General features: G+C 67.0%; 20 protein-coding genes, 1 tRNA gene and 1 pseudogene. 13 read left to right on the plus strand and 9 right to left on the minus strand.

What is annotated here, in order from left to right; translation table 11 throughout:
• The first annotated feature begins 19 nt into the window (after nt 1–19).
• From JHW45_RS07230 to JHW45_RS07245, 4 genes are all read left to right on the plus strand, one after another.
• On the plus strand, nt 20–628 hold the full coding sequence (locus tag JHW45_RS07230) for a Maf family protein (protein ID WP_272860210.1): 609 nt from the start codon (nt 20–22) through the stop codon (nt 626–628).
• The gene (locus JHW45_RS07235; protein ID WP_272860211.1) at nt 622–1674 is read left to right on the plus strand and encodes a ribonuclease E/G; all 1053 of its coding nucleotides are present in this window, start codon (nt 622–624) and stop codon (nt 1672–1674) included. The genes JHW45_RS07230 and JHW45_RS07235 overlap by 7 nt, the downstream gene beginning before the upstream one ends.
• On the plus strand, nt 1674–1838 hold the full coding sequence (locus JHW45_RS07240) for a DNA gyrase inhibitor YacG (RefSeq protein ID WP_272860212.1): 165 nt from the start codon (nt 1674–1676) through the stop codon (nt 1836–1838). The genes JHW45_RS07235 and JHW45_RS07240 overlap by 1 nt, the downstream gene beginning before the upstream one ends.
• An 84-nt stretch (nt 1839–1922) precedes the next feature.
• A tRNA-Phe gene (locus tag JHW45_RS07245) sits at nt 1923–1998 on the plus strand.
• 103 nt (nt 1999–2101) lie between these two features.
• On the opposite strand, the gene JHW45_RS17905 is transcribed toward JHW45_RS07245, so the two are convergent.
• Nucleotides 2102–2278 (minus strand): hypothetical protein, encoded by a 177-nt coding sequence (locus JHW45_RS17905; RefSeq protein WP_336385807.1) that lies wholly within the window; start codon nt 2276–2278, stop codon nt 2102–2104.
• 95 nt (nt 2279–2373) lie between these two features.
• On the opposite strand from JHW45_RS17905, the gene JHW45_RS07255 reads away from it, so the two are divergent.
• The 5 genes and pseudogenes from JHW45_RS07255 (at nt 2374) to JHW45_RS07275 (ending at nt 5995) form a co-directional block, all read left to right on the plus strand.
• Nucleotides 2374–2637, plus strand: coding sequence for an aldehyde dehydrogenase family protein (locus JHW45_RS07255; protein WP_272860213.1), 264 nt, complete (start codon nt 2374–2376; stop codon nt 2635–2637).
• A 266-nt stretch (nt 2638–2903) separates the two neighbouring features.
• Nucleotides 2904–3938 (plus strand): annotated as a pseudogene (locus JHW45_RS07260) (TRAP transporter substrate-binding protein).
• Nucleotides 3939–3979: 41 nt separating this feature from the next.
• Complete coding sequence (locus tag JHW45_RS07265) at nt 3980–4456, plus strand: TRAP transporter small permease (RefSeq protein ID WP_272860214.1); 477 nt, start codon at nt 3980–3982, stop codon at nt 4454–4456.
• Complete coding sequence (locus JHW45_RS07270) at nt 4449–5807, plus strand: TRAP transporter large permease (protein WP_272860215.1); 1359 nt, start codon at nt 4449–4451, stop codon at nt 5805–5807. The genes JHW45_RS07265 and JHW45_RS07270 overlap by 8 nt, the downstream gene beginning before the upstream one ends.
• Before the next feature lie 11 nt (nt 5808–5818).
• A complete protein-coding gene (locus JHW45_RS07275) occupies nt 5819–5995 on the plus strand; it encodes a hypothetical protein (RefSeq protein WP_272860216.1) in 177 nt (58 codons plus the stop codon).
• 131 nt (nt 5996–6126) lie between these two features.
• On the opposite strand, the gene JHW45_RS07280 is transcribed toward JHW45_RS07275, so the two are convergent.
• A complete protein-coding gene (locus JHW45_RS07280; RefSeq protein ID WP_272860217.1) occupies nt 6127–6969 on the minus strand; it encodes an AAA family ATPase in 843 nt (280 codons plus the stop codon).
• A 181-nt stretch (nt 6970–7150) separates the two neighbouring features.
• Between JHW45_RS07280 and dksA the strand changes: the two genes are divergently transcribed.
• Together dksA and JHW45_RS07290 are read left to right on the plus strand one after the other, a co-directional pair.
• Nucleotides 7151–7573, plus strand: a complete 423-nt coding sequence (dksA, locus tag JHW45_RS07285) for an RNA polymerase-binding protein DksA (RefSeq protein WP_272860218.1) — start codon at nt 7151–7153, stop codon at nt 7571–7573.
• 42 nt (nt 7574–7615) lie between these two features.
• Complete coding sequence (locus JHW45_RS07290) at nt 7616–8743, plus strand: FAD-dependent oxidoreductase (protein ID WP_272860219.1); 1128 nt, start codon at nt 7616–7618, stop codon at nt 8741–8743.
• A gap of 117 nt (nt 8744–8860) precedes the next feature.
• On the opposite strand, the gene glmM is transcribed toward JHW45_RS07290, so the two are convergent.
• The 7 genes from glmM to JHW45_RS07325 form a co-directional block, all read right to left on the minus strand.
• Entirely contained in the window at nt 8861–10204 is a 1344-nt protein-coding gene (gene glmM, locus JHW45_RS07295) for a phosphoglucosamine mutase (protein ID WP_272860220.1), read from the minus strand.
• The gene (gene folP / locus JHW45_RS07300) at nt 10201–11211 is read right to left on the minus strand and encodes a dihydropteroate synthase (protein WP_419181840.1); all 1011 of its coding nucleotides are present in this window, start codon (nt 11209–11211) and stop codon (nt 10201–10203) included. The genes glmM and folP overlap by 4 nt, the downstream gene beginning before the upstream one ends.
• A complete protein-coding gene (locus JHW45_RS07305; RefSeq protein WP_272860221.1) occupies nt 11208–12002 on the minus strand; it encodes a dihydroneopterin aldolase in 795 nt (264 codons plus the stop codon). Before JHW45_RS07305 ends, folP begins: the two co-directional genes overlap by 4 nt.
• Nucleotides 12003–12051: 49 nt before the next feature.
• On the minus strand, nt 12052–12690 hold the full coding sequence (locus JHW45_RS07310) for a cell wall hydrolase (RefSeq protein WP_272860222.1): 639 nt from the start codon (nt 12688–12690) through the stop codon (nt 12052–12054).
• A 313-nt stretch (nt 12691–13003) separates the two neighbouring features.
• Nucleotides 13004–15553 (minus strand): putative PEP-binding protein, encoded by a 2550-nt coding sequence (locus JHW45_RS07315; RefSeq protein ID WP_419181841.1) that lies wholly within the window; start codon nt 15551–15553, stop codon nt 13004–13006.
• A gap of 98 nt (nt 15554–15651) precedes the next feature.
• Nucleotides 15652–16251 carry a peptidylprolyl isomerase gene (locus tag JHW45_RS07320; protein ID WP_419181842.1) on the minus strand — a complete coding sequence of 200 codons (600 nt, stop codon included), beginning with the start codon at nt 16249–16251 and terminating at the stop codon, nt 15652–15654.
• Nucleotides 16244–16750: a peptidylprolyl isomerase gene (locus JHW45_RS07325; RefSeq protein ID WP_272860223.1), complete on the minus strand. Its 507-nt coding sequence runs from the start codon at nt 16748–16750 to the stop codon at nt 16244–16246. Before JHW45_RS07325 ends, JHW45_RS07320 begins: the two co-directional genes overlap by 8 nt.
• Nucleotides 16751–16948: 198 nt before the next feature.
• Between JHW45_RS07325 and JHW45_RS07330 the strand changes: the two genes are divergently transcribed.
• Together JHW45_RS07330 and JHW45_RS07335 are read left to right on the plus strand one after the other, a co-directional pair.
• The gene (locus JHW45_RS07330) at nt 16949–18142 is read left to right on the plus strand and encodes a phosphoglycerate kinase (protein ID WP_272860224.1); all 1194 of its coding nucleotides are present in this window, start codon (nt 16949–16951) and stop codon (nt 18140–18142) included.
• Between the two features lie 104 nt (nt 18143–18246).
• On the plus strand, nt 18247–19173 hold the full coding sequence (locus JHW45_RS07335; RefSeq protein WP_272860225.1) for a class I fructose-bisphosphate aldolase: 927 nt from the start codon (nt 18247–18249) through the stop codon (nt 19171–19173).
• Nucleotides 19174–19190 lie beyond the last annotated feature (17 nt).

Raw genomic sequence — 19190 nt, forward strand, 5'->3', positions numbered from 1 at the left:
CGCTTCGCCGGGACAGACGATGACGCTGGACCCATTTCCACCGTCGCTTGTATTGGGATCGGCCAGCCCGCGCCGGCTGGATCTGCTGGCGCAGATCGGGATCGTTCCCGCCGCATCGCGCCCAGCCCATATCGACGAAACCCCGCGCAAAGGCGAATTGCCGCGCGACTATATCCGGCGGATGGCGCTGGAAAAGGCCGAGGCGGTGGCCATCGGCGCGCACGAGGCGCTGCTGACGGCGGACACGACTGTATCGGTCGGGCGGCGGATTCTGGGAAAACCCGAAGATCGTGACGAGGCTGCGCGTTTCATGCGGCTGATGTCGGGTCGGCGGCATGTCGTGCTGACCGCCGTCGCCCTGCGCCATGGCGGGCGGACGCGGTGCCGTCTGGTGCAGACGACGGTGCGCATGCGGTCGCTGTCGCAGGCGGATCTGTACCGTTATCTGGATGCCGGCGACTGGCGCGGCAAGGCAGGCGGATACGCCATCCAGGGTGCCGCCGCCGCGTTCATCCCGTGGATACAGGGGTCGTTTTCGGCGGTCGTCGGCCTGCCGCTGGCAGAAACCGCCGCCATGCTGGCCGCCATCGGCGTCCTGCCGGATCACGTCAAGGGGTCCCCATGCTAGGCCGGCAAGTCGTTCTGGGCCGACTTTTCGATGCGCCCGCCGCCGCGCTGATGGTCGATGGTCAACTGGTCGATCTGAACGTCGATCCCGGCGCCGTGACCCCATTGGCGCCCGGCGCGATCTGCCGCGGCGTAACCGAGCGGCTGATGAAGGGGCAGGGCGGCGTCTTCGTGCGGCTTCCGGGCGAGCAGCGCGGATATCTGCGCGGCCGGTCCGGCCTGCGCGAGGGGCAGCCCATCCTGGTGCAGATCGCCGGGGTGGCCGAGGACGGCAAGGCTATCCCGCTGACGCGCCGGGTCCTGTTCCGGGGTCGTTTCGGGCTGGTGACGCCGGATGCGCCGGGCATCAACGTCTCGCGCCGGATCCGCGACGACGATCTGCGCGGCCAGTTGCAGACGATCGGTCAGAACGCGCTGAAAGGCCGCGCATACGGGTTGATCCTGCGCAGCGCCGCCGCGTCGGCCGAAGCCGCGGCGATCGAGGACGAGCTTGCCACGATGCTGGATCTTGCCGACCGGATCATGGCTGAGACCGCCGGCCCGCCCGAATTGCTGCTGGACGCCCCGGACCCGTGGGAACAGGCTTGGCTGGACTGGGCCGAGCCAGAGCCGGACACGGTCGAACAGGGCGATGACAGTTTCGACACGTTCGGCGTCAGCGAGGCCGTCGACCGCATCCTGTCCGACCGGGTCGAGCTGCCCGCCGGCGCCAGCGCCTTCATCCAGCCGACGCGCGCGCTTGTCGCCGTCGATGTCAATACCGGCCGCGACACCACTCCGGCCGCCGCGCTGAAGGCCAATATCGCACTGGTGCGCGACCTGCCGCGCCAGCTGCGCCTGCGTGGACTTGGCGGCCAGATCGCGGTCGACTTCGCGCCGATGCCCAAACGCGACCGCGCCACGCTGGATCAGATCCTGCGCGCGGCCTTCCGGGGCGACGCGACCGAAACCACATTGATCGGATGGACGTCCATGGGTCTTTACGAAATCAGCCGCAAGCGCGACCGGATTCCCCTGGCGCAACTGGCCGGGCAGGGGGTGCGCTGATGGCTGCGTGTCCGATCTGCGGCAAGGACAGCGTGCCCGCCTATCGTCCGTTCTGTTCCAAACGCTGCGCCGATGTCGATCTGGCGCGCTGGCTGCGCGGCGACTATGTCATTCCCGGCCCGCCCTTGGACGATGTCCCGGCGGACGACGATGAACGGGGCTGAAAAATCCGCGTTTTGGGTCTGGACAGGCCGCATCGTCAGCCGTAAACACCGCCCCATGCACGACATCCTTTGGACGTCACGTGTGCCCGGATAGCTCAGTTGGTAGAGCAGCGGATTGAAAATCCGCGTGTCGGTGGTTCGAATCCGCCTCCGGGCACCACTCAAGTCTTCGAAGTTAGAGGGCTTTATCGACGAATACGTCGCAGAGGACACCCCCCATTCGCCGTTTATAAAGGTCAGGGTCACGAAAGCGCTTGTCTCTTTCAGCGCCTCACCCGTTCCCTCATGTTCCATACCAGATCGCTGCGAAGTTCCCGGCCGATGGGATGGCCGCCGATGGGATGCCCCACGTGGTCCTGGTTGCTCATCCTGCAGTGCGCATCCAGCGCGTCCTCGACCGAGCGGACCAAGGCCCAGCCGAAGCCCTGCGCCTTCACCATGTTCCGAAATGCTCCTGCACCAGGCTGGTGCGCTTTTCACTTCTGGCGTTGCCGGCCGCCTTGCCGCCGCTGCCGATCCCATTAGCGGATGGTGGATGACGGCATCGCGCGGCAGCACGACGCGCAGGGTGGAAGCGATGGCGCGCTGGACATCGGCCCTGGGGGTGCGGCGGGTCATCCGGGTCGGCCCGGCCTCGGACCCGGCCAGCGACATGGGCACGCAGATCGACAAGGGCAATGTCGAGCGGATCGACCGCATCGTCGAGGACGCCATTGCCAAGGGCGCAAAGTCCATCGTGCGCGGCGGCCCGGCGACCGAGGGCGATCTGGCCAAGGGCGCCTTCTATCAGCCCGCATGAACGGTCTGGCGGTGATGGACGACTTCGTCGAAGACAAGCACATTACCCTGTCCCAGGGTGTGATGTTCCCGCCAGAGGACAGGCCCAGGGGCCGTATCCAGATCTCTGTGGGCGACGGGTGCGGCCGCGGTCGAATGGACGATGTCCAGCACCGGCCTTTAATAGAAAGGCGCTCCAAACATTATCTTGTCACGGAAAATTTCAGAATGTTATGGTTTTTTCGTAACGGAGCGCCGGCCTGCGCGCCCTGCGAACAGGAGAAAGAAATGCACGGATTCATCAAGATTGGCATCGCGGCATCGGCTGTGGCTCTAACGGCAAACGATGTGGCGGCGCAGGAGTATACGCTTCGCCTGCACCACTTTCTTGGCGCACAGTCCTCTGCTCAGACGAGGATGATCGAGCCGTGGGTCGAGGCCGTAGAAGCGAACTCGGACGGACGTGTAGAGATCGAGATCTTTCCGTCCATGACCCTGGGCGGTCGGCCGCCGGAACTGGTCAGCCAGGCGCGCGACGGCATCGTCGACATTATCTGGGCGATCAACGGTCAGACCCCTGGCCTCTTTCCGCGCACCTAGGTGATCGAGCTGCCGACGGTCTACGAGAACGACCCGGTGGCTGCAAATCTCGCCATGTACGACATGTTCGACGATTATCTGGCAGACGATTACCGCGGCCTTGAGGTAATGTTTCTTCATGTCCATGCCGGCCAGGGTATTCATATGGCCGACACAGAGGTGCGCCGGCCGGAGGACATGGCGGATGCCAGTCTGAGAATTCCGTCCCGCACCGGCGCCTGGGTGATCGAGGCGCTGGGGGCCAACCCGGTGGCCATGCCCGTGACCGAGTTGCCGCAAGCCCTGTCCAAGGGCGTCGTCGACGGCGCGCTCATCCCGTGGGAGATCATCCCGGCGCTGAGCATCCAGGATCAGACCCAGTACCAGATCGAAGGGGCCAACCAGACCCGCTTCGGCACCAGCACCTTTCAGCTGTCGATGAACCAGGCCCGGTGGGACTCCTTCCCGGACGACATCAAGCAGGCCTTCCGCGACGCGTCTGACCGAGAATGGGTCGGCGAGATGGGTCGGGTCTGGCGCGAGGTCGACGATCTCGGGATCCAGGTCGCCATCGATGCCGGCAACACGCATGTCGTCCTGTCCGAGGAAGAGACTGCGGCCTTCGCCGATCGGCTCTCCACCGTGGTCGATCGCTGGACAGAGGACGTCAGCGGCGATGGCATCGACGGGGCGGCCCTGGTTGAGGCGGCCCGCGAGGCCATCGCGCGGAACACGGATAAGTGAGCGGGGAGGGCGCGCCGATACGCCGGGTCGGACCTCTCGGGTTGGTTGAAAGGCTGATCGACGGCTGGGCGCTCGTCGGAGGGCTCGTACTGCTGGCTGTGATCATCATCAACCTTGCCGCCGTCATCGGCGCCGCGATCGGGCGGCCCCTGCCGGGCGATTTCGAGCTGACCGAGATGGGGGTCGCGATCGCTGTCTTCGCCTTCCTTCCCTATTGCCAGTTGCGGGACGCCAACGTGACAGCCGACATCTTCACCATGGGCGCGGGTCCGCAGCTTATCGCTGTGCTGAAGGCCTTCGCAGCACTGGTGGCTTCCGGGTTCGCGGTGATCCTGCTCTGGCGCATGTCGGCCGGACTCGTCGATATGCGCGAGTACGGCTACGCTACGGCGATCCTTCAGGTGCCGATCTGGCTCGCCTTCGTGCCGATCCTCGTCTCGCTGGCCCTTCTCACGGCGGCCGCGCTGATCACGCTATTCGATTCAGTATCGACGGTGCGGGAGGGTTCGCATGCCTGATCCAATCACCCTTGGCTTCATCGCGCTGGCACTTCTCGTCGTGTTGATCGCGCTTCGGATGCCGATCGCCTATGCTATGATTATCGTCGGCGGCGGCGGCATTGCCGTAGTCAACGGGCTGTCGCTGCTCTTGAGCCAGCTCAAGACATTGGCATACGGCCAGTTCTCGGTATACGACCTGACAGTCGTACCGATGTTCATTCTGATGGGCGAACTGGCGGTGGTGGCGGGACTTAGCCAGGCACTGTTCCGCGGCGCGAACGCGTGGCTCGGATGGATGCGTGGCGGCACAGCAATGGCGGCGATTGCGGGCTGCGCAGGCTTTGGGGCGGTGTGCGGTTCCTCGCTTGCGACCGCCTCGACGATGGGCAAGGTCGCCTTGCCCGAGTTGAAGCGCTACAACTACTCCGGTGCCCTCGCCACTAGCACCCTGGCTGCGGGAGGTGTCCTTGGCATTCTGATCCCTCCCTCGGTTATTCTGATTATCTATGCCATCATCGTTGAAGCGAACATCGTGACGATGTTTGCGGCGGCACTTCTACCCGGCATCCTCGCAGTGCTGCTATTCCTCGCCACCATCGCGATCTACGTCGCGATCTGGCCGGGTGCTGGTCCCAAGGGCGGCGCCGCCGACCGGGCCGAGTTCCGTGCTGCTACGCTAGGCCTCCTGCCGGTGGTGGGCATATTCGGAATCGTGCTGGGCGGCATCTATGGGGGTCTGTTCAATCCGACGCCCGCCGCCGCCGTCGGCGTCGCGCTGGTCACGATCTACGGACTGGCGCGCGGTCGGATCCGGCTCGCCACGATGAAAGCCGCGCTCTTCGCAACTGCCGCGACCTCGGGGATGATCTACCTGATCTTGCTCGGCGCGGAGCTGATGAAGATTTTTATGAGCCGCATAGGGTTGCCCCAGCAGGCCGCCGCATGGATCATAGAATCCGGCCTCGCGCCGATGATGGTGCTGGTGCTGATCCTTGTGGTTCTGATCGCTCTCGGCTGCCTGCTGGACAGCCTGTCGATGATCCTTCTCGTTATCCCCTTCTTCTGGCCGATGCTGATGGAGATCAACGGCGGGCTCTATCAGGGCGCGGAAGGCGCGGGCTTCGGAATGTCGACCGACGACCTGAAGATATGGTTCGGAATACTGGCACTGATCGTGGTTGAGCTGGGGCTGATCACGCCGCCCGTCGGGATGAACGTTTTCGTCATCTCGGCACTGGCAAAGGACACGCCGATGATCGAGACCTTCAAGGGGGTCGCACCATTCTTCCTGGCAGAAATCCTGCGCGTTATCCTCCTTCTTTCCTTCCCCGTCATTTCTCTGTGGCTGCCGCACTTGCTTGGAGGCTGAGAAGCTTATTTATGTCAGTCCTTCCGCAGGTGGTCTGCGCACCGTTCGATCCGGAGGAACAGCGGGGCGACCTCAAGATTGACTGCATCATACCGGATTTCGGGACGTCCGGCCTGGCCCCCGGAACGCTGGCACCGGATATCGACCTCGACGGCCGCGATCCGGTGCTTGGGACGGGCACCATTTAACCCCGGTGTCTCCCGCTCGCTTATGCAGGTTCGGCGCGGATGTCGTCGCGACGACAGCGGCTTACGCATCTGTGTTCCGCCGGCAGGGACTCGCGACCGAAACACGGCCGCAAATCCCCGCCCTAATCGGTTCAGCGCCCCTGCCGACGGGCGATGAAGGCCAGCTTCTCGAACAGCGCCACGTCCTGCTCGTTCTTCAGCAACGCCCCGTGCAGGCGCGGCAGCATTTCTGCGGGGTCGCGCTTCAGATCCTCGGGGTCCAGATCCTCGGCCAGGATCAGTTTCAGCCAGTCCAGCAATTCGCTGGTCGACGGCTTCTTCTTAAGGCCGGGCGTTTCGCGCAATTCGAAGAACTGGGTCAGCGCAGTGTCCAGAAGCCGCGGTTTCAGACCCGGATAGTGAACGTCGACGATGGCTTTCAGGGTCTGCGCGTCCGGAAACCGGATATAGTGGAAAAAGCACCGCCGCAGGAACGCATCGGGCAGTTCCTTTTCGTTGTTCGAGGTGATGATCACGACCGGTCGATGGCGCGCGCGGACGGTTTCGCCGGTCTCGTAGACGTGAAACTCCATCCGGTCCAGTTCCTGCAACAGATCGTTGGGAAACTCGATATCGGCCTTGTCGATCTCGTCGATCAGCAGGACGATCCGGCGTTCGGCGTCGAACGCCTGCCACAGCTTGCCCTTGCGGATATAGTTGCTGACGTCGTGCACGCGGCTGTCGCCCAACTGGCTGTCGCGCAGCCGGCTGACGGCGTCGTATTCATACAACCCCTGCTGCGCCTTTGTCGTGGATTTCACGTGCCATTCGATGATCGGCATGTCCAGGCTGGCGGCGACCTGCCGGGCCAGTTCGGTCTTGCCGGTCCCCGGCTCGCCCTTGACCAGCAGCGGCCGTTGCAGGGTGATGGCGGCGTTCACCGCGATCGCCAGTTCGGGCGGCGCGACATAGTCGTCGGTCCCCGTGAATTGCATGAAAACTCTCCTTATCCGCGAAAAGCTTGGCGGACATTCACTCTCAGGCTTGTATCGCGGTTTGGTTATCGGTCAAACGCAGAAATAGCGTGTTCTGCCCTAGTGACAAGCCTCACATCATACTTTAAGGGGGCCGCAAGGTGCCGGATCCATGACCCCGCCCGGCGCCGCCGGAGGACCCATGAAAACGCAGACCTTCCTTCCCCAGGACTATCGACCCGCCGAAAGCGAGCCGTTCATGAACGAACGGCAGCTTGAATATTTCCGACGGAAGCTTGAGGTCTGGAAGCAGGAATTGCTGGATCAGTCGGCCGAAACGCTGGAGGGGTTGCAGGACAGTGCCCGCGCCGTTCCCGATCTGGCCGACCGCGCCAGCGAGGAAACAGACCGCGCGCTGGAACTGCGCACCCGCGACCGCCAGCGCAAGCTGGTCAGCAAGATCGACGCGGCGCTGCGCCGGATCGAGACCGGCGAATACGGCTATTGCGAACGGACGGGCGAGCCGATCAGCCTCAGGCGGCTGGACGCACGGCCGATTGCCACGATGACGCTGGAGGCGCAGGAAAAGCACGAACGCCGTGAACGCGTGCATCGCGACGACTGATCGCGCGGGCGCCCGCGTATTGTCGCAGGGGCGGGCGCGACCGTGACGGCGGCGCTGCGGGGTCGCACGATCGTGATCGTGGGCGCGGGCATCGCCGGGCTGACCGCGGCCATCGCCCTGGCGCGGCGCGGCGCGCAGGTCACCGTGCTGGAACGCGCGGCGGCGATCCGCGAGGTCGGGGCAGGCTTGCAGCTCTCGCCCAACGCGATGCGCGTTCTGGATGCGCTTGAGCTTGGCCCGGACGTGGCGCGCGTGTCGCTGCGCAGCCAGGCGGTCGTGCTGCGCGACGCGTCCGGAGCGCGGGTCGCGCGTCTGGATCTGATCCGGCATCGCCCGGACGCCCAGTTCCGCCTGATCCACCGCGCAAGGCTGATCGAGCTTCTGGCCGCAGCCGCGCGCCGTGCGGGGGTGCGGATCGCCACGGATCACGCCGTCACCGACCGACCCGACGCGCCGCTGGCGATCGGCGCGGATGGGCTGCGCAGCGTCATCCGCCCCTTGCTGAACGGGCGCGAGGTGCCGTTCTTCACCCACCAGACCGCATGGCGCGCCGTGATCCCCGACCATGGCGCCGCGCCCGAGGCGCAGGTCTTCATGGGCCCGCGCCGCCATCTGGTCAGCTATCCGCTGGCCGGACAGCTGCGCAACATCGTCGCCGTGCAGGAACGCCATGACTGGCACGACGAAGGCTGGTCGCATGCGGACGATCCGCGGAACCTGCGCGCCGCCTTCGCAGATTTCGGCGGACCGGTTCCCGGCTGGCTTGCAGCCATCGACAAGGTGCATGTGTGGGGCCTGTTCCGCCACCGCGTCGCCGAAGGCTGGCAGGACGGGCAGAGCGCGCTGATCGGGGACGCGGCACATCCGACGCTGCCGTTCCTCGCCCAAGGCGCGGCAATGGCGATCGAGGATGCGTGGACGCTGGCCGCCTGCCTCGATGCGGACCCGGATCAGCAGGCCGCGCTGGCCCGGTACGAGGGCCTGCGCAAACCGCGCGCCACCCAGATCGTCGCGGCGGCCAACGCCAATGCCAAAAATTATCACCTGACCGGGCCGAAACGCCTGGCCGCCCACGCGCTGCTGCGCACCGCCGACCGGCTTGCGCCGCAGCGTCTTCTGGCGCGCCTCGACTGGCTCTACGACCACGACCCGACCGCCGTGCTGGCCTAGGCGCGCCCGTCCTCGCCCTCTTTCCAAATACCTTGCAGGGGGTCCGGGGGACGCAAAGTCCCCCGGCGGTCGCGGGACGCAAAGACACCGCCAACCGGACGCACCGACGCGAAAGGGTCAGGCGGCCTTTTCGACCGCGGCGACGATGTCCTCGACCACCTCGCGCAGCACCGTCTCGTCCTCGGCTTCGGCCATCACGCGGATCAGCGGCTCGGTGCCGGATTTGCGGATTAGGACGCGTCCCGACCCGGCCAGCCGCGCCTCGGCCCCCGCGATGACCGCGCGGACGGCATCGGCCGACAGCGGATCGGCGCCCGCCGCATAGCGCACGTTCTTCAGCAGTTGCGGGACCGGCTCGAACTGGCTGGACAGCCGGCTGGCCTTGTCGCCGGTCTCGGCCATCGCCGCCAGGAACTGCATCGCCGCGATCAGCCCGTCGCCGGTCGTGGCGTAATCGGTCATCACGATATGGCCGGATTGTTCGCCGCCCAGGTTGAACCCCGCCTCGCGCATCTTTTCGACCACATAGCGGTCGCCGACCCGCGTCCGTTCCAGCCGCAGGCCGCGCCCGTGCAGGAAATGCTCAAGCCCCAGATTCGACATCACCGTCGCCACCAGCGCCTCGCCCCGCAGCCGCCCCTGCGCCGCCCAACGCGCGGCCAGCAGCGCCATGATCTGGTCGCCATCGGCCATGCGTCCGGTCTCGTCGATGATCAGGACACGGTCGGCATCGCCGTCAAGGCTGATGCCCAGATGCGCGCCGTGTTCCAGGACGGCGGCGGCGCAGGCCTCGGGGTGGGTCGATCCGACGCCGTCATTGATGTTGAAGCCGTTCGGCTCGACGCCGATGGCGATCACCTCGGCGCCCAGTTCCCACAGCACCTCGGGCGCCGCGCGATAGGCCGCGCCATGCGCGCAATCCACCACGACCTTCAGCCCGTCCAGCCGCTGGCCGGCCGGGAACGTGGTCTTTGCGTACTCGACATATCGGCCGCGCCCGTCGTCGATCCGCTTGGCGCGGCCGATATTGTCGGGCTGCGCCGGCTCGATCTCGCCGGCCACGATGGCCTCGATCTCGGTTTCGGCGTGATCGGACAGCTTGAACCCGTCGGGGCCGAAGAACTTGATGCCGTTATCCTCGGCCGGGTTGTGGCTGGCCGAGATCATGATTCCCAGATCCGCCCGCATCGAGCGGGTCAGATAGCCCACTGCCGGGGTCGGCACCGGCCCCAGCAACAGCACGTTCATGCCGGTGCTGGTCAGCCCCGCCGTCAGCGCGTTTTCCAGCATATAGCCCGACAGCCGCGTGTCCTTGCCGATCACGACACGGTGCCGGTTGCGCCCGTCGCGGCGAAAGAACCGCCCCGCCGCCGCCCCCAGGCGCAGCGCCATCTCGGCGGTCATGGGATGGAAATTGGCGCGCCCGCGCACGCCGTCGGTTCCGAAAAGCTTCCTGCTCATCTGTCTGCCTCGTCGTTTCTGTTGACGGCCTGCCACAGCCGCAATCCCTGCGCGATCTGCGCGACGTCGTGAACCCGGTGGATCTGCACCCCCTGCGCCACCGCAGCCAGCGTCAGCGCCAGCGAGCCGGGCACCCGGTCGGGCGGGGCGTCGGCCCCGCCGATCGTGCCCACGAACCGCTTGCGCGACACGCCCAGAAGGATCGGGCAGCCCAGCCCGTGATACAGCGAGATCCGCCGCAGGATCGCCAGATTATGCGCCAGCGTCTTGCCAAATCCGATGCCCGGATCGATCACGATTTGTGACCGCGCGATCCCCGCCGCCTCGGCCCGCGCGATCCGCGCCGCCAGCGCGTCATAGACATCCAGCAGCACGTCGTCATAGCGCGGATGGTCCTGCATCGTCCGGGGCAGGCCCTGCGCGTGCATCAGGCAGACCGGCACGCCGGCCGCGGCCACCACGCCGCCCAGATCGGGGTCGAAATCGAAACCGGACACGTCGTTGATCATGCCCGCCCCGGCACGCAGCGCCGCCCGCGCGACCTGTGCCTTGCGCGTATCGACCGACACCGGCACGCGCCCGACCGCGCCGCGCAGCACCGGACGGATGCGGGCGATTTCCTCGGCCGCACCGATCTCGGCCGCGCCGGGCCGGGTGGATTCGCCGCCGATATCGAGAATGTCCGCGCCGGCCCCGACCAGCATGTCGGCTTGTGCGTGCGGGTCATAGCTGCCGCCGTCGGAAAAGCTGTCCGGCGTCGCATTGACAATCCCCATCAGACGCGGCCGGTCCAGATCAAGCCCCATCAGCGGCGCGCGCGGCGCGGTCAGCGCGGACAGCACCGCGGGCGGGGCATCCGCGACCGGTTCCGCGGTCTGGCCGCGCCGCAGCATCTCGAATTCGGAAAACCGGATGGCCCCCCCGGCCAGCCGCCATCGTCCGCCTTCCAGGCGCGGGACGGGGCGGTAATAGACGTCCGGTTCCATCATCGGCGCGGGACTTTTCATGCGCGGGTCACGGTGGCGGTGAGTGCCGCAGGCGCGGCGGGCAGGGTTTCGCCCGGGGGCAGCGCGAAGGCGATCCGGCGCACCGGCATCCATCCGGCCAGCCAGAAGGCCAGCGCCGCAGGCGTCTCACCTGCGTCGGGTGCGTCGGCGGCCAGTCGGGCGGGCGCCCAGATGACGGGACGGGCGTCGCGGGCGGCGGCCTCAAGCTCGGTCCGCGTCTCGGCGATGTCCAGCCCCAGCCGGTCGGCCAGCGCCCATGCCGACTGGTCCAGCGCCAGCAAGGCGATGCGGCGCTGCGCGACTGTCTGCGGTGCAGGGGCTCCGGAGGATGTCGCGGGCACCACGACCAGCGCACCGTCGGGCAGGGCGGCGGGCGCGCCCCAGACCAGAATCTCGAGCGGCAGATCGGGGGGCTGCGCGGGCACACGCGCCGACCTGCGGCTGATGGTGATGCCAAGCGCGCCGGGGCCGCGATCCAGCTTTTCGACCGTCACCTCGATCCGGGCGGCGGCGGGGTGGGCCAGAACCTCGGCGGCGATGCGTTCGGCCAGCGTCTCGACCAGGGCATAGCGTCGGTCGGCCAGTGCCGTCTCGACCGCCTGCGTCAGCACGTCATAGGACAGGATGCGGTCGACCTGATCCTCGCTGTCGCTGACAGGATGGCGCAGATCGACCGTCAGCCCAAAGCGCAGCCGCTGCTGGCGGCCGCGTTCCGACGGGAAGGCGCCGATATCGGCGCTGACGACATGATCGCGCAGGTGGATGCGGTCTGGCTGGTCCATGACCGCCATTCACCCCAAATCCGTCCGGCAGGCAAGACCGTGCGGCGCGGCGCGCCCTTCAGTTCGAGGCGACCCGCTGTCCGCGACGATAGAAGATGTGGCGACCGATCTGCACCGTACGCTGGAAACGGCTGGACCAGGCCGGGCGCACCGCCGGCGTGTGGAAATAGGTCGCGCCGCCGGTCAGCACGCGCGGCGCGCCCGACAGCGCAGCCTCGGCGATGTTGCGGGCGCGCATATAGGCGCCCTTGTTGCGGATCGATTTGCGCCCGCCGATCGTATAGCTGAACTGGCTGGGCTGGTTCACGACGCCGCAGACGGTCGGCGGAAAGGCGCGGCTGTCCACGCGGTTCAGAATCACCTCGGCCACGGCGGCCTGACCCTTCTGACCTTCGCCCCGCGCCTCGTGATACAGCGCCTCCGCCAGGCAGTTGACGTCATCGGCGGAAAATTGCGGCGTCGAGCGTGCAAGAAATACCTGTTCCGGCCCGTTTTCGATCTTCACAGGTTCGGCACCCGCGTATAGAAGCGGCTTCGGACGCGGCAGTTTCATCGGATGCGCGGCTGCGCCGAACATGGCGGCCTCGGCCGAAAACAAGGACCCGTTCCCCCCGGCGGCGGCCTTGTCGGACATAAAAGCGGTGGCGGCGGCGGCGCACAGGCAGATGGGCACCAGCCGCGAAAGCAGCGTGTTCATGGTCATTCCTATAAACGGATCACGTTGACAGGTCGTGAACGGCACCCAAACCGCGAGCAGATGGCCTGGCACCGAAGGACAGGGGTGTGTTTAGGTTTTCCGGGAACCGTTGCGCTACGGGACTTGTCCGTGATCGGACGGTTCAGGCCGTTTGACCCCGTTTCCGGCAGGATCTTGCCGAGGGTTTCGGCGCGAACCGGCGAAATTCGGCGGCCCGCCCGTGGAAAAGGTCCGGTTCGGACCTGAAATCAACAACTTGCAGTTGCGAAAAAATGCTGCACTGCGCGAATCGCCCGGCGCGGCGAGGCCGGGCTCAGTCGGCCGGGCTTCGGTCGCCCTGACGTGACCGGATCGCGGCCTGCGCCCCGGCCAGCCGCGCGACCGGCACGCGGAACGGCGAGCACGAGACGTAATCGAACCCGGCCTTGTGGCAGAAGGCGATCGATTCTGGGTTGCCGCCATGTTCGCCGCAGACCGAGATGGTGATGCCGGGGCTTTGTTCGCGCGCCCGCTGCGCCCCGATCAGCAGCAATTCACCGACCCCGTCCTGATCCAGGATATGGAACGGGTCCTCGGCATAGACGCCCTGACCGACATAGATGCCCATGAACCGCCCCGCATCGTCGCGCGACAGGCCATAGGTCATCTGCGTCAGGTCGTTGGTGCCGAAGGACAGGAAGGCCGAATGGGCGGCGATGTCGCCGGCCCGCAAGGCGGCGCGCGGCGTTTCGACCATCACCCCCAGGCGATAGGTGAAATCGCTGTGGCGTTCGTTGCGCACGGCGGCGGCGACCGCATCGACGCGGTTCTTGACCAGTTCGACCTCGCGCATGGCGCTGACCAGCGGGATCATGATCTCGGGCACGACGGGCGCGCCGGTGCGGCTGGCATCCACCGTCGCCTCGAAGATGGCGCGGGCCTGCATGTCATAGATTTCGGGAACGGTGATCCCCAGCCTGACCCCGCGCATCCCCAGCATCGGGTTGAATTCGGACAAGGCATCGACCCGGCGGGTCACGTCCGACAGCGGCAGGTCCAGCGATTCCGCCAGCTCGTGCAGCCCTTCGCGATCATGCGGCAGGAATTCGTGCAGCGGCGGATCGAACAGCCGGATGGTGACCGGCAGCCCCGCCATGGCCTGAAACAGCGCCGCCAGATCCTTGCGCTGCATCGGCAGGATGCGTTCCAGCGCCAGACGCCGATCCTCGGGCGTGTCGGCAAAGATCATCTCGCGCATGGCCGGCAGGCGGTCGTCGTCGAAGAACATGTGTTCGGTCCGGCACAGCCCGATCCCCTGGGCGTGGAACCGGCGCGCGGTCCGCGCATCCTCGACCGTGTCGGCATTGGCCCGCACGCCGATGCCGCCGGCCTCGCCGGCCCATTCCATCAGCTGCGCAAAGGCGTCGTCCAGCGCCGGTTCCAGCAGCGAGGCCGCGCCCGCCAGAACCTCGCCCGAGGTGCCGTCGATGGTGATCTCGTCGCCCTCGCGCAGCGTCCGGCCGCCGACCTGCATGATCCGGCGCCGGCTGTCGATGCCCAACCCGGTCGAGCCGACGATGCAGGGCAGGCCCAGCCCGCGCGCGATGACCGCCGCGTGGCTGGTGGTGCCGCCGCGTTCGGTCAGCACCGCGACCGAGGCGTGCATGCCGCGAATATCCTCGGGCACGGTTTCGCGCCGGACCAGCACGCAGGCCTCGCCGCGCGACGCCGCGGCCTGCGCGGTGGCCGAGTTGAAAACGATCCGTCCGGTCGCGGCACCGGGGCTGGCATTGATGCCGCGCGCGACGACCTCGCGCGGGGCGCGCGGATCGACCTGATAATGCAGCAGATCGCTGAGCGCGCGCGGCTCGACCCGCATCAGCGCCTCGTCGGGGGGGATGATCCCCTCGCGCGCAAGGGCGACGGCGATGCGGACGCTGGCGCGCGAACTGCGCTGCACCCGCGCGGCGTCGATGATCGAGATGCGGCCCTCGGTCACCACGAACTCGATCTTCATCTCTTCGCGCAGGCGTTCGCGGGCGGCGACGCCGAAGCGCACCAGATCGGCAAAGATGTCGGGCGCCGCATTTTCAAGCGAGGGGCCGCGATCGTCGCAGGTCAGATACAGCGTCTCGGCCCCCTTGCCGACGGCGCCGCCGTGATGCTGGCCGCGGAACCGGCCGGTCACGCGCGGCATGCCGGTGACCGAATCGATGAACTGGATCGTGCCCGACCCCGACAGACCCGGCCCCATCGCCAAAGCCATTTCCTGCACCACCAGCCCAAGCGACGCCGCGGCCGGGGCACCCTTGGCCTGACGCAGCAGCCGCGCCGTAGGCCCGTCCCACGCCCGCGCCATCGAGCGCAGCACCTCGGCCAGTTGCCGGTAGGGGTCCTGGGGAAAATCCTCGTCCATCTCGTCGCGATAACAGCGCAGCGCGTCGGCCAGCGCGTTCTCGCCGTGCTGGGCGAACATGTCGGGGTCCAGCCGCGCGATATTGGTCGCATAGCTTTGAACGAAATGCAGATAGATCGCATCGGCATTGTCGCGGCCGATGCGCTTGGCCAGCCGGGCGTGCACCTGATCGTTGATGCCCACGTTCAGCACCGTGCCCGGACCGCCCCATTCCGGGCTGACCGCCGAGGGTCGCACGCTGACCAGCCCGTCGCGGCTGTCGAACAGGCCTTTCAGCGACGCCGTCGGCACCTGCTGGCCGGCCGCGATGGCCTGCACCGCCTGGACCGATATGGCGTGGCTGCGCGGCACCGGCAGGTCCATGCGGATCAGCCGTTGCAGGCATTTCGCGCGCCAGCCATGTCGCGACGTGTCGATTCCGGCCGAAGGCGTGATTTCGGTGACGTCGCTGGCGTTCTGCATGTCCATGGGGGCGCAGGATAGGCGCGCGCGGCGTCTTGCCGCAAGTGCGAAAAAGGGGCCGCGCGGGCCCCTTTTGCCGTCTTTCCGACAGGTTGCCGCGACGTCTATTCCTCGATCATGACCTTGGCCATGTAATCGGGTGCCTCGACCGCGCCGTTCTGGTCTTCCGCGCCCGTCTTGATCGACGTCAGCACGTCCCACCCGTCGATCAGCTGGCCCACGACGGTATATTGTCCGTCAAGGAAGGTGGCCGGGGCAAGGTCGATGAAGAACTGGCTGTTGGCGCTGTTGGGGTCCTGCGACCGGGCCATGCCGACGGTGCCGGGCTGGAACGGAATGTCGCTGAACTCGGCCTTCAGGTCGGGCAGGTCGGACCCGCCCATCCCGGCCATCGCCGTGTCGCCGCCCTGCTTGCCATACTGGACATCGCCGGTCTGGGCCATGAAGCCGTCGATCACGCGGTGGAACACCACCCCGTCATAGGCGCCCGACTTCGCCAGCTCGACCAGCCGCTCGACATGGTTCGGCGCCCGGTCGGCCAGCAGATCCAGCGTGATCGTGCCCTTGTCGTTGCCCTCGGCGTCGGCGACCTGGATGACCATGTTCGGCCCCGGCCCGTCCTCGTGCTGGGGCGCGGGAACCTGTGCGTGGGCGGTGACCCCGCCGAACGCGGCGAATGTGGAAATCAGGACCAGCTTACGCATCGGCGGCCACCTTGACCGAGATCATCCGGTCCGGAGAGGCGGGCGGTTCGCCCCGCGCGATCTTGTCGACATGTTCCATCCCGTCGATCACCCGCCCATAGACGGTGTACTGCCCGTTCAGGAAATGATTGTCCTTGAAGTTGATGAAGAACTGGCTGTTGGCGCTGTCGGGGTTCTGCGACCGCGCCGCGCCCAGGGTGCCGCGATCGTGCGGCAGCTTGGAAAACTCGGCCGGAAGGTCGGGCAGGTCGGACCCGCCGGTGCCCGCGCGGCCGGGATTGTAGTCCTTTTCCATGTTCGCGTGTTCGACATCGCCGGTCTGCGCCATGAACCCGTCGATCACACGGTGAAACGCCACGTTGTCGTATTTGCCGGCGCGGGCCAGTTCCTTCATCCGTTCGGCGTGCTTGGGCGCCACGTCGGACAGCAGCTCGACGACGACGGGGCCGTCCTTCAGCTGGATGATGACAGTGTTCTCGGGATCCTTGATCTCGGCCATACGGCCCTCCTTTGCCACGTTTGCCCAAGGTCTAGGGGGTCTTGCGCCCAAGGGCAACGCGCAACCGCCCCGCTGCCGGATCACGCCATCGTCAGCGCAGGGTCGGCACGAGGTCGGCACGGGGGCGGCTGTTGACGAAGCCCGCGCCATGCGGGACAAGCGCCGGGCGATGCCCCCCTCAGCCCGAAAGGACGCGACATGGCCCAGTTCAAGACAATCGACGACATGGATCTGGACGGGAAGGTCGTGCTGACCCGCGTCGATCTGAACGTCCCGGTCGAGGACGGGCGCGTGACCGATGCGACGCGGATCGAAAAGATCGTGCCGACGATCCGCGACATCCAGCAAAAGGGCGGCATCCCGGTGCTGCTGGCCCATTTCGACCGGCCCAAGGGACAGCGCGTGGACCGCATGAGCCTGAAGCAGGTGGTCCCGGCGCTGGAGCAGGCATTGGGACAGGACGTGGTCTTTGCCGATGACTGCATCGGCGGACCGGCCAAGCGCGCCGTGGCCGCCTTGCAGCCGGGCGATGTCGCGCTGCTGGAAAACACCCGCTTTCACGCCGGGGAAGAGGCGAACGATCCGACCTTTGCCGCCTCGATGGCCGCCTTGGGCGGCGCCTATGTCAACGATGCATTCTCGGCCGCCCATCGCGCCCATGCCTCGACCGAGGGGCTGGCGCGGCTGTTGCCGGCCGGCGCAGGGCGGCTGATGGAGGCCGAGCTGAAGGCGCTGGACGCGGCCCTGGGCACGCCGCAGCGGCCGGTGATGGCGGTGGTGGGCGGGGCCAAGGTCTCGACCAAGCTGGACCTGCTGACGAACCTGATCGAGAAGGTCGACCATCTGGTGATCGGCGGCGGCATGGCCAACACCTTTCTTGCCGCCAGGGGGATCGAGATCGGCACCTCGCTGGCCGAACGCGACATGGCCGACACCGCCCGCGCGATCATGGACAAGGCCGACGCGCGCGGCTGCGCGATCCATCTGCCGCTGGACATCGTGGTGGCCCGGCAGTTCAAGGCCGGTGCGGAAAGCCAGGTGCTGCCGGTCGATCAATGTCCTGCCGACGCCATGATCCTGGATGCCGGCCCCGATACGGTCGCGGCCATCGAGGGCGCGATGGAGGCGTGCCGGACCCTGATCTGGAACGGCCCGCTTGGCGCGTTCGAGATCGAACCCTTCGACCGTGCGACCAACGCCGCCGCGCAGGCCGCAGCCCGGCTGACGCGCGAGGAACAGCTGGTCTCGGTCGCGGGGGGCGGCGACACGGTCGCGGCGCTGAACCGCGCCGGCGTGGCGGGCGATTTCACCTTCATCTCGACCGCGGGCGGCGCCTTTCTGGAATGGATGGAGGGCAAGGACCTGCCGGGCGTTTCGGTGCTGCTGGAATAGGCGGGTCGCACGACCCTTGCGACGCGGCGCGGCTGTTAGCGTCACCAGCGTTGTCACCGGCCCTGCGCATGCTATTCAGCCGGCATCACAAAGGAGATGTTGTCATGCAGATGACCGATACGGTGCGGCGGATTCTGGCCAATTACGAGGGCGAGACGCCGGGTGTGAAGGCGCAGCTGGCGCGCATGCTGATGACCGGCAAGCTGGCCGGCACCGGCAAGATGATCATCCTGCCGGTCGATCAGGGCTTCGAACACGGCCCGGCCCGCAGCTTTGCCCCCAATCCGGCCGGCTATGACCCGCATTACCATTACCAGCTTGCCATCGACGCGGGGCTGAACGCCTTTGCCGCGCCGCTTGGCATGATCGAGGCGGGCGCCGACAGCTTTGCCGGTCAGATCCCGACCATCCTCAAGGTCAACAGCGCCAACAGCCTGATGTCGGACAGCGCCGGCAAGAACCAGGCGATCACCGCCAGCGTGGACGACGCGCTGCGTCTGGGCTGCGCCGCCATCGGCTTTACCATCTATCCGGGCAGCGACATGGCGCTGGAGATGTTCGAGGAGATCGTCGAGATGCGCCGCGAGGCCGCGGCCAAGGGCGTGGCGACCGTGATCTGGTCCTATCCGCGCGGCGAGGCGATCACAAAGGACGGCGAGACCGCCATCGACATCGCGGCCTATGCCGCCCAGATCGCGGCGCTGATCGGCGCGCATATCATCAAGATCAAGCTGTCCACCGACCACCTGATGCTGCCCGAGGCGAAAAAGGTCTATGAGGACAAGCAGATCGACGTCTCGACCCAGGCAAAACGCGTCGAACATTGCATGCAGGCGGCCTTTGCGGGTCGCCGGATCGTGGTGTTCTCGGGCGGGGCGGCCAAGGGCGCGGATGCGGTCTATGACGATGCCCGCGCGATCCGCGACGGCGGCGGCAATGGCAGCATCATCGGACGCAACAGCTTTCAGCGGTCGCGCGAGGATGCGCTGGACATGCTGGGCAAGCTGGTCGACATCTACAAGGGTGCCTGATCCGGCGGACGCGCCCT

The organism is Paracoccus stylophorae, assembly GCF_028553765.1.
Classification (GTDB): Bacteria; Pseudomonadota; Alphaproteobacteria; order Rhodobacterales; family Rhodobacteraceae; genus Paracoccus; species Paracoccus stylophorae.

Excerpts from the sequence above, each read along its gene's own strand:
- JHW45_RS07230 (WP_272860210.1), top strand. The coding sequence starts at position 20 with ATGACGCTGGACCCATTTCCACCGTCGCTTGTATTGGGATCGGCCAGC.
- JHW45_RS07235 (WP_272860211.1), top strand. The coding sequence starts at position 622 with ATGCTAGGCCGGCAAGTCGTTCTGGGCCGACTTTTCGATGCGCCCGCC.
- JHW45_RS07240 (WP_272860212.1), top strand. The coding sequence starts at position 1,674 with ATGGCTGCGTGTCCGATCTGCGGCAAGGACAGCGTGCCCGCCTATCGT.
- JHW45_RS17905 (WP_336385807.1), bottom strand. The coding sequence starts at position 2,278 with ATGGTGAAGGCGCAGGGCTTCGGCTGGGCCTTGGTCCGCTCGGTCGAG.
- JHW45_RS07255 (WP_272860213.1), top strand. The coding sequence starts at position 2,374 with ATGACGGCATCGCGCGGCAGCACGACGCGCAGGGTGGAAGCGATGGCG.
- JHW45_RS07270 (WP_272860215.1), top strand. The coding sequence starts at position 4,449 with ATGCCTGATCCAATCACCCTTGGCTTCATCGCGCTGGCACTTCTCGTC.
- JHW45_RS07275 (WP_272860216.1), top strand. The coding sequence starts at position 5,819 with ATGTCAGTCCTTCCGCAGGTGGTCTGCGCACCGTTCGATCCGGAGGAA.
- JHW45_RS07280 (WP_272860217.1), bottom strand. The coding sequence starts at position 6,969 with ATGCAATTCACGGGGACCGACGACTATGTCGCGCCGCCCGAACTGGCG.
- dksA (WP_272860218.1), top strand. The coding sequence starts at position 7,151 with ATGAAAACGCAGACCTTCCTTCCCCAGGACTATCGACCCGCCGAAAGC.
- glmM (WP_272860220.1), bottom strand. The coding sequence starts at position 10,204 with ATGAGCAGGAAGCTTTTCGGAACCGACGGCGTGCGCGGGCGCGCCAAT.
- folP (WP_419181840.1), bottom strand. The coding sequence starts at position 11,211 with ATGAAAAGTCCCGCGCCGATGATGGAACCGGACGTCTATTACCGCCCC.
- JHW45_RS07305 (WP_272860221.1), bottom strand. The coding sequence starts at position 12,002 with ATGGCGGTCATGGACCAGCCAGACCGCATCCACCTGCGCGATCATGTC.
- JHW45_RS07310 (WP_272860222.1), bottom strand. The coding sequence starts at position 12,690 with ATGAACACGCTGCTTTCGCGGCTGGTGCCCATCTGCCTGTGCGCCGCC.
- JHW45_RS07315 (WP_419181841.1), bottom strand. The coding sequence starts at position 15,553 with ATGGACATGCAGAACGCCAGCGACGTCACCGAAATCACGCCTTCGGCC.
- JHW45_RS07320 (WP_419181842.1), bottom strand. The coding sequence starts at position 16,251 with ATGCGTAAGCTGGTCCTGATTTCCACATTCGCCGCGTTCGGCGGGGTC.
- JHW45_RS07325 (WP_272860223.1), bottom strand. The coding sequence starts at position 16,750 with ATGGCCGAGATCAAGGATCCCGAGAACACTGTCATCATCCAGCTGAAG.
- JHW45_RS07330 (WP_272860224.1), top strand. The coding sequence starts at position 16,949 with ATGGCCCAGTTCAAGACAATCGACGACATGGATCTGGACGGGAAGGTC.
- JHW45_RS07335 (WP_272860225.1), top strand. The coding sequence starts at position 18,247 with ATGCAGATGACCGATACGGTGCGGCGGATTCTGGCCAATTACGAGGGC.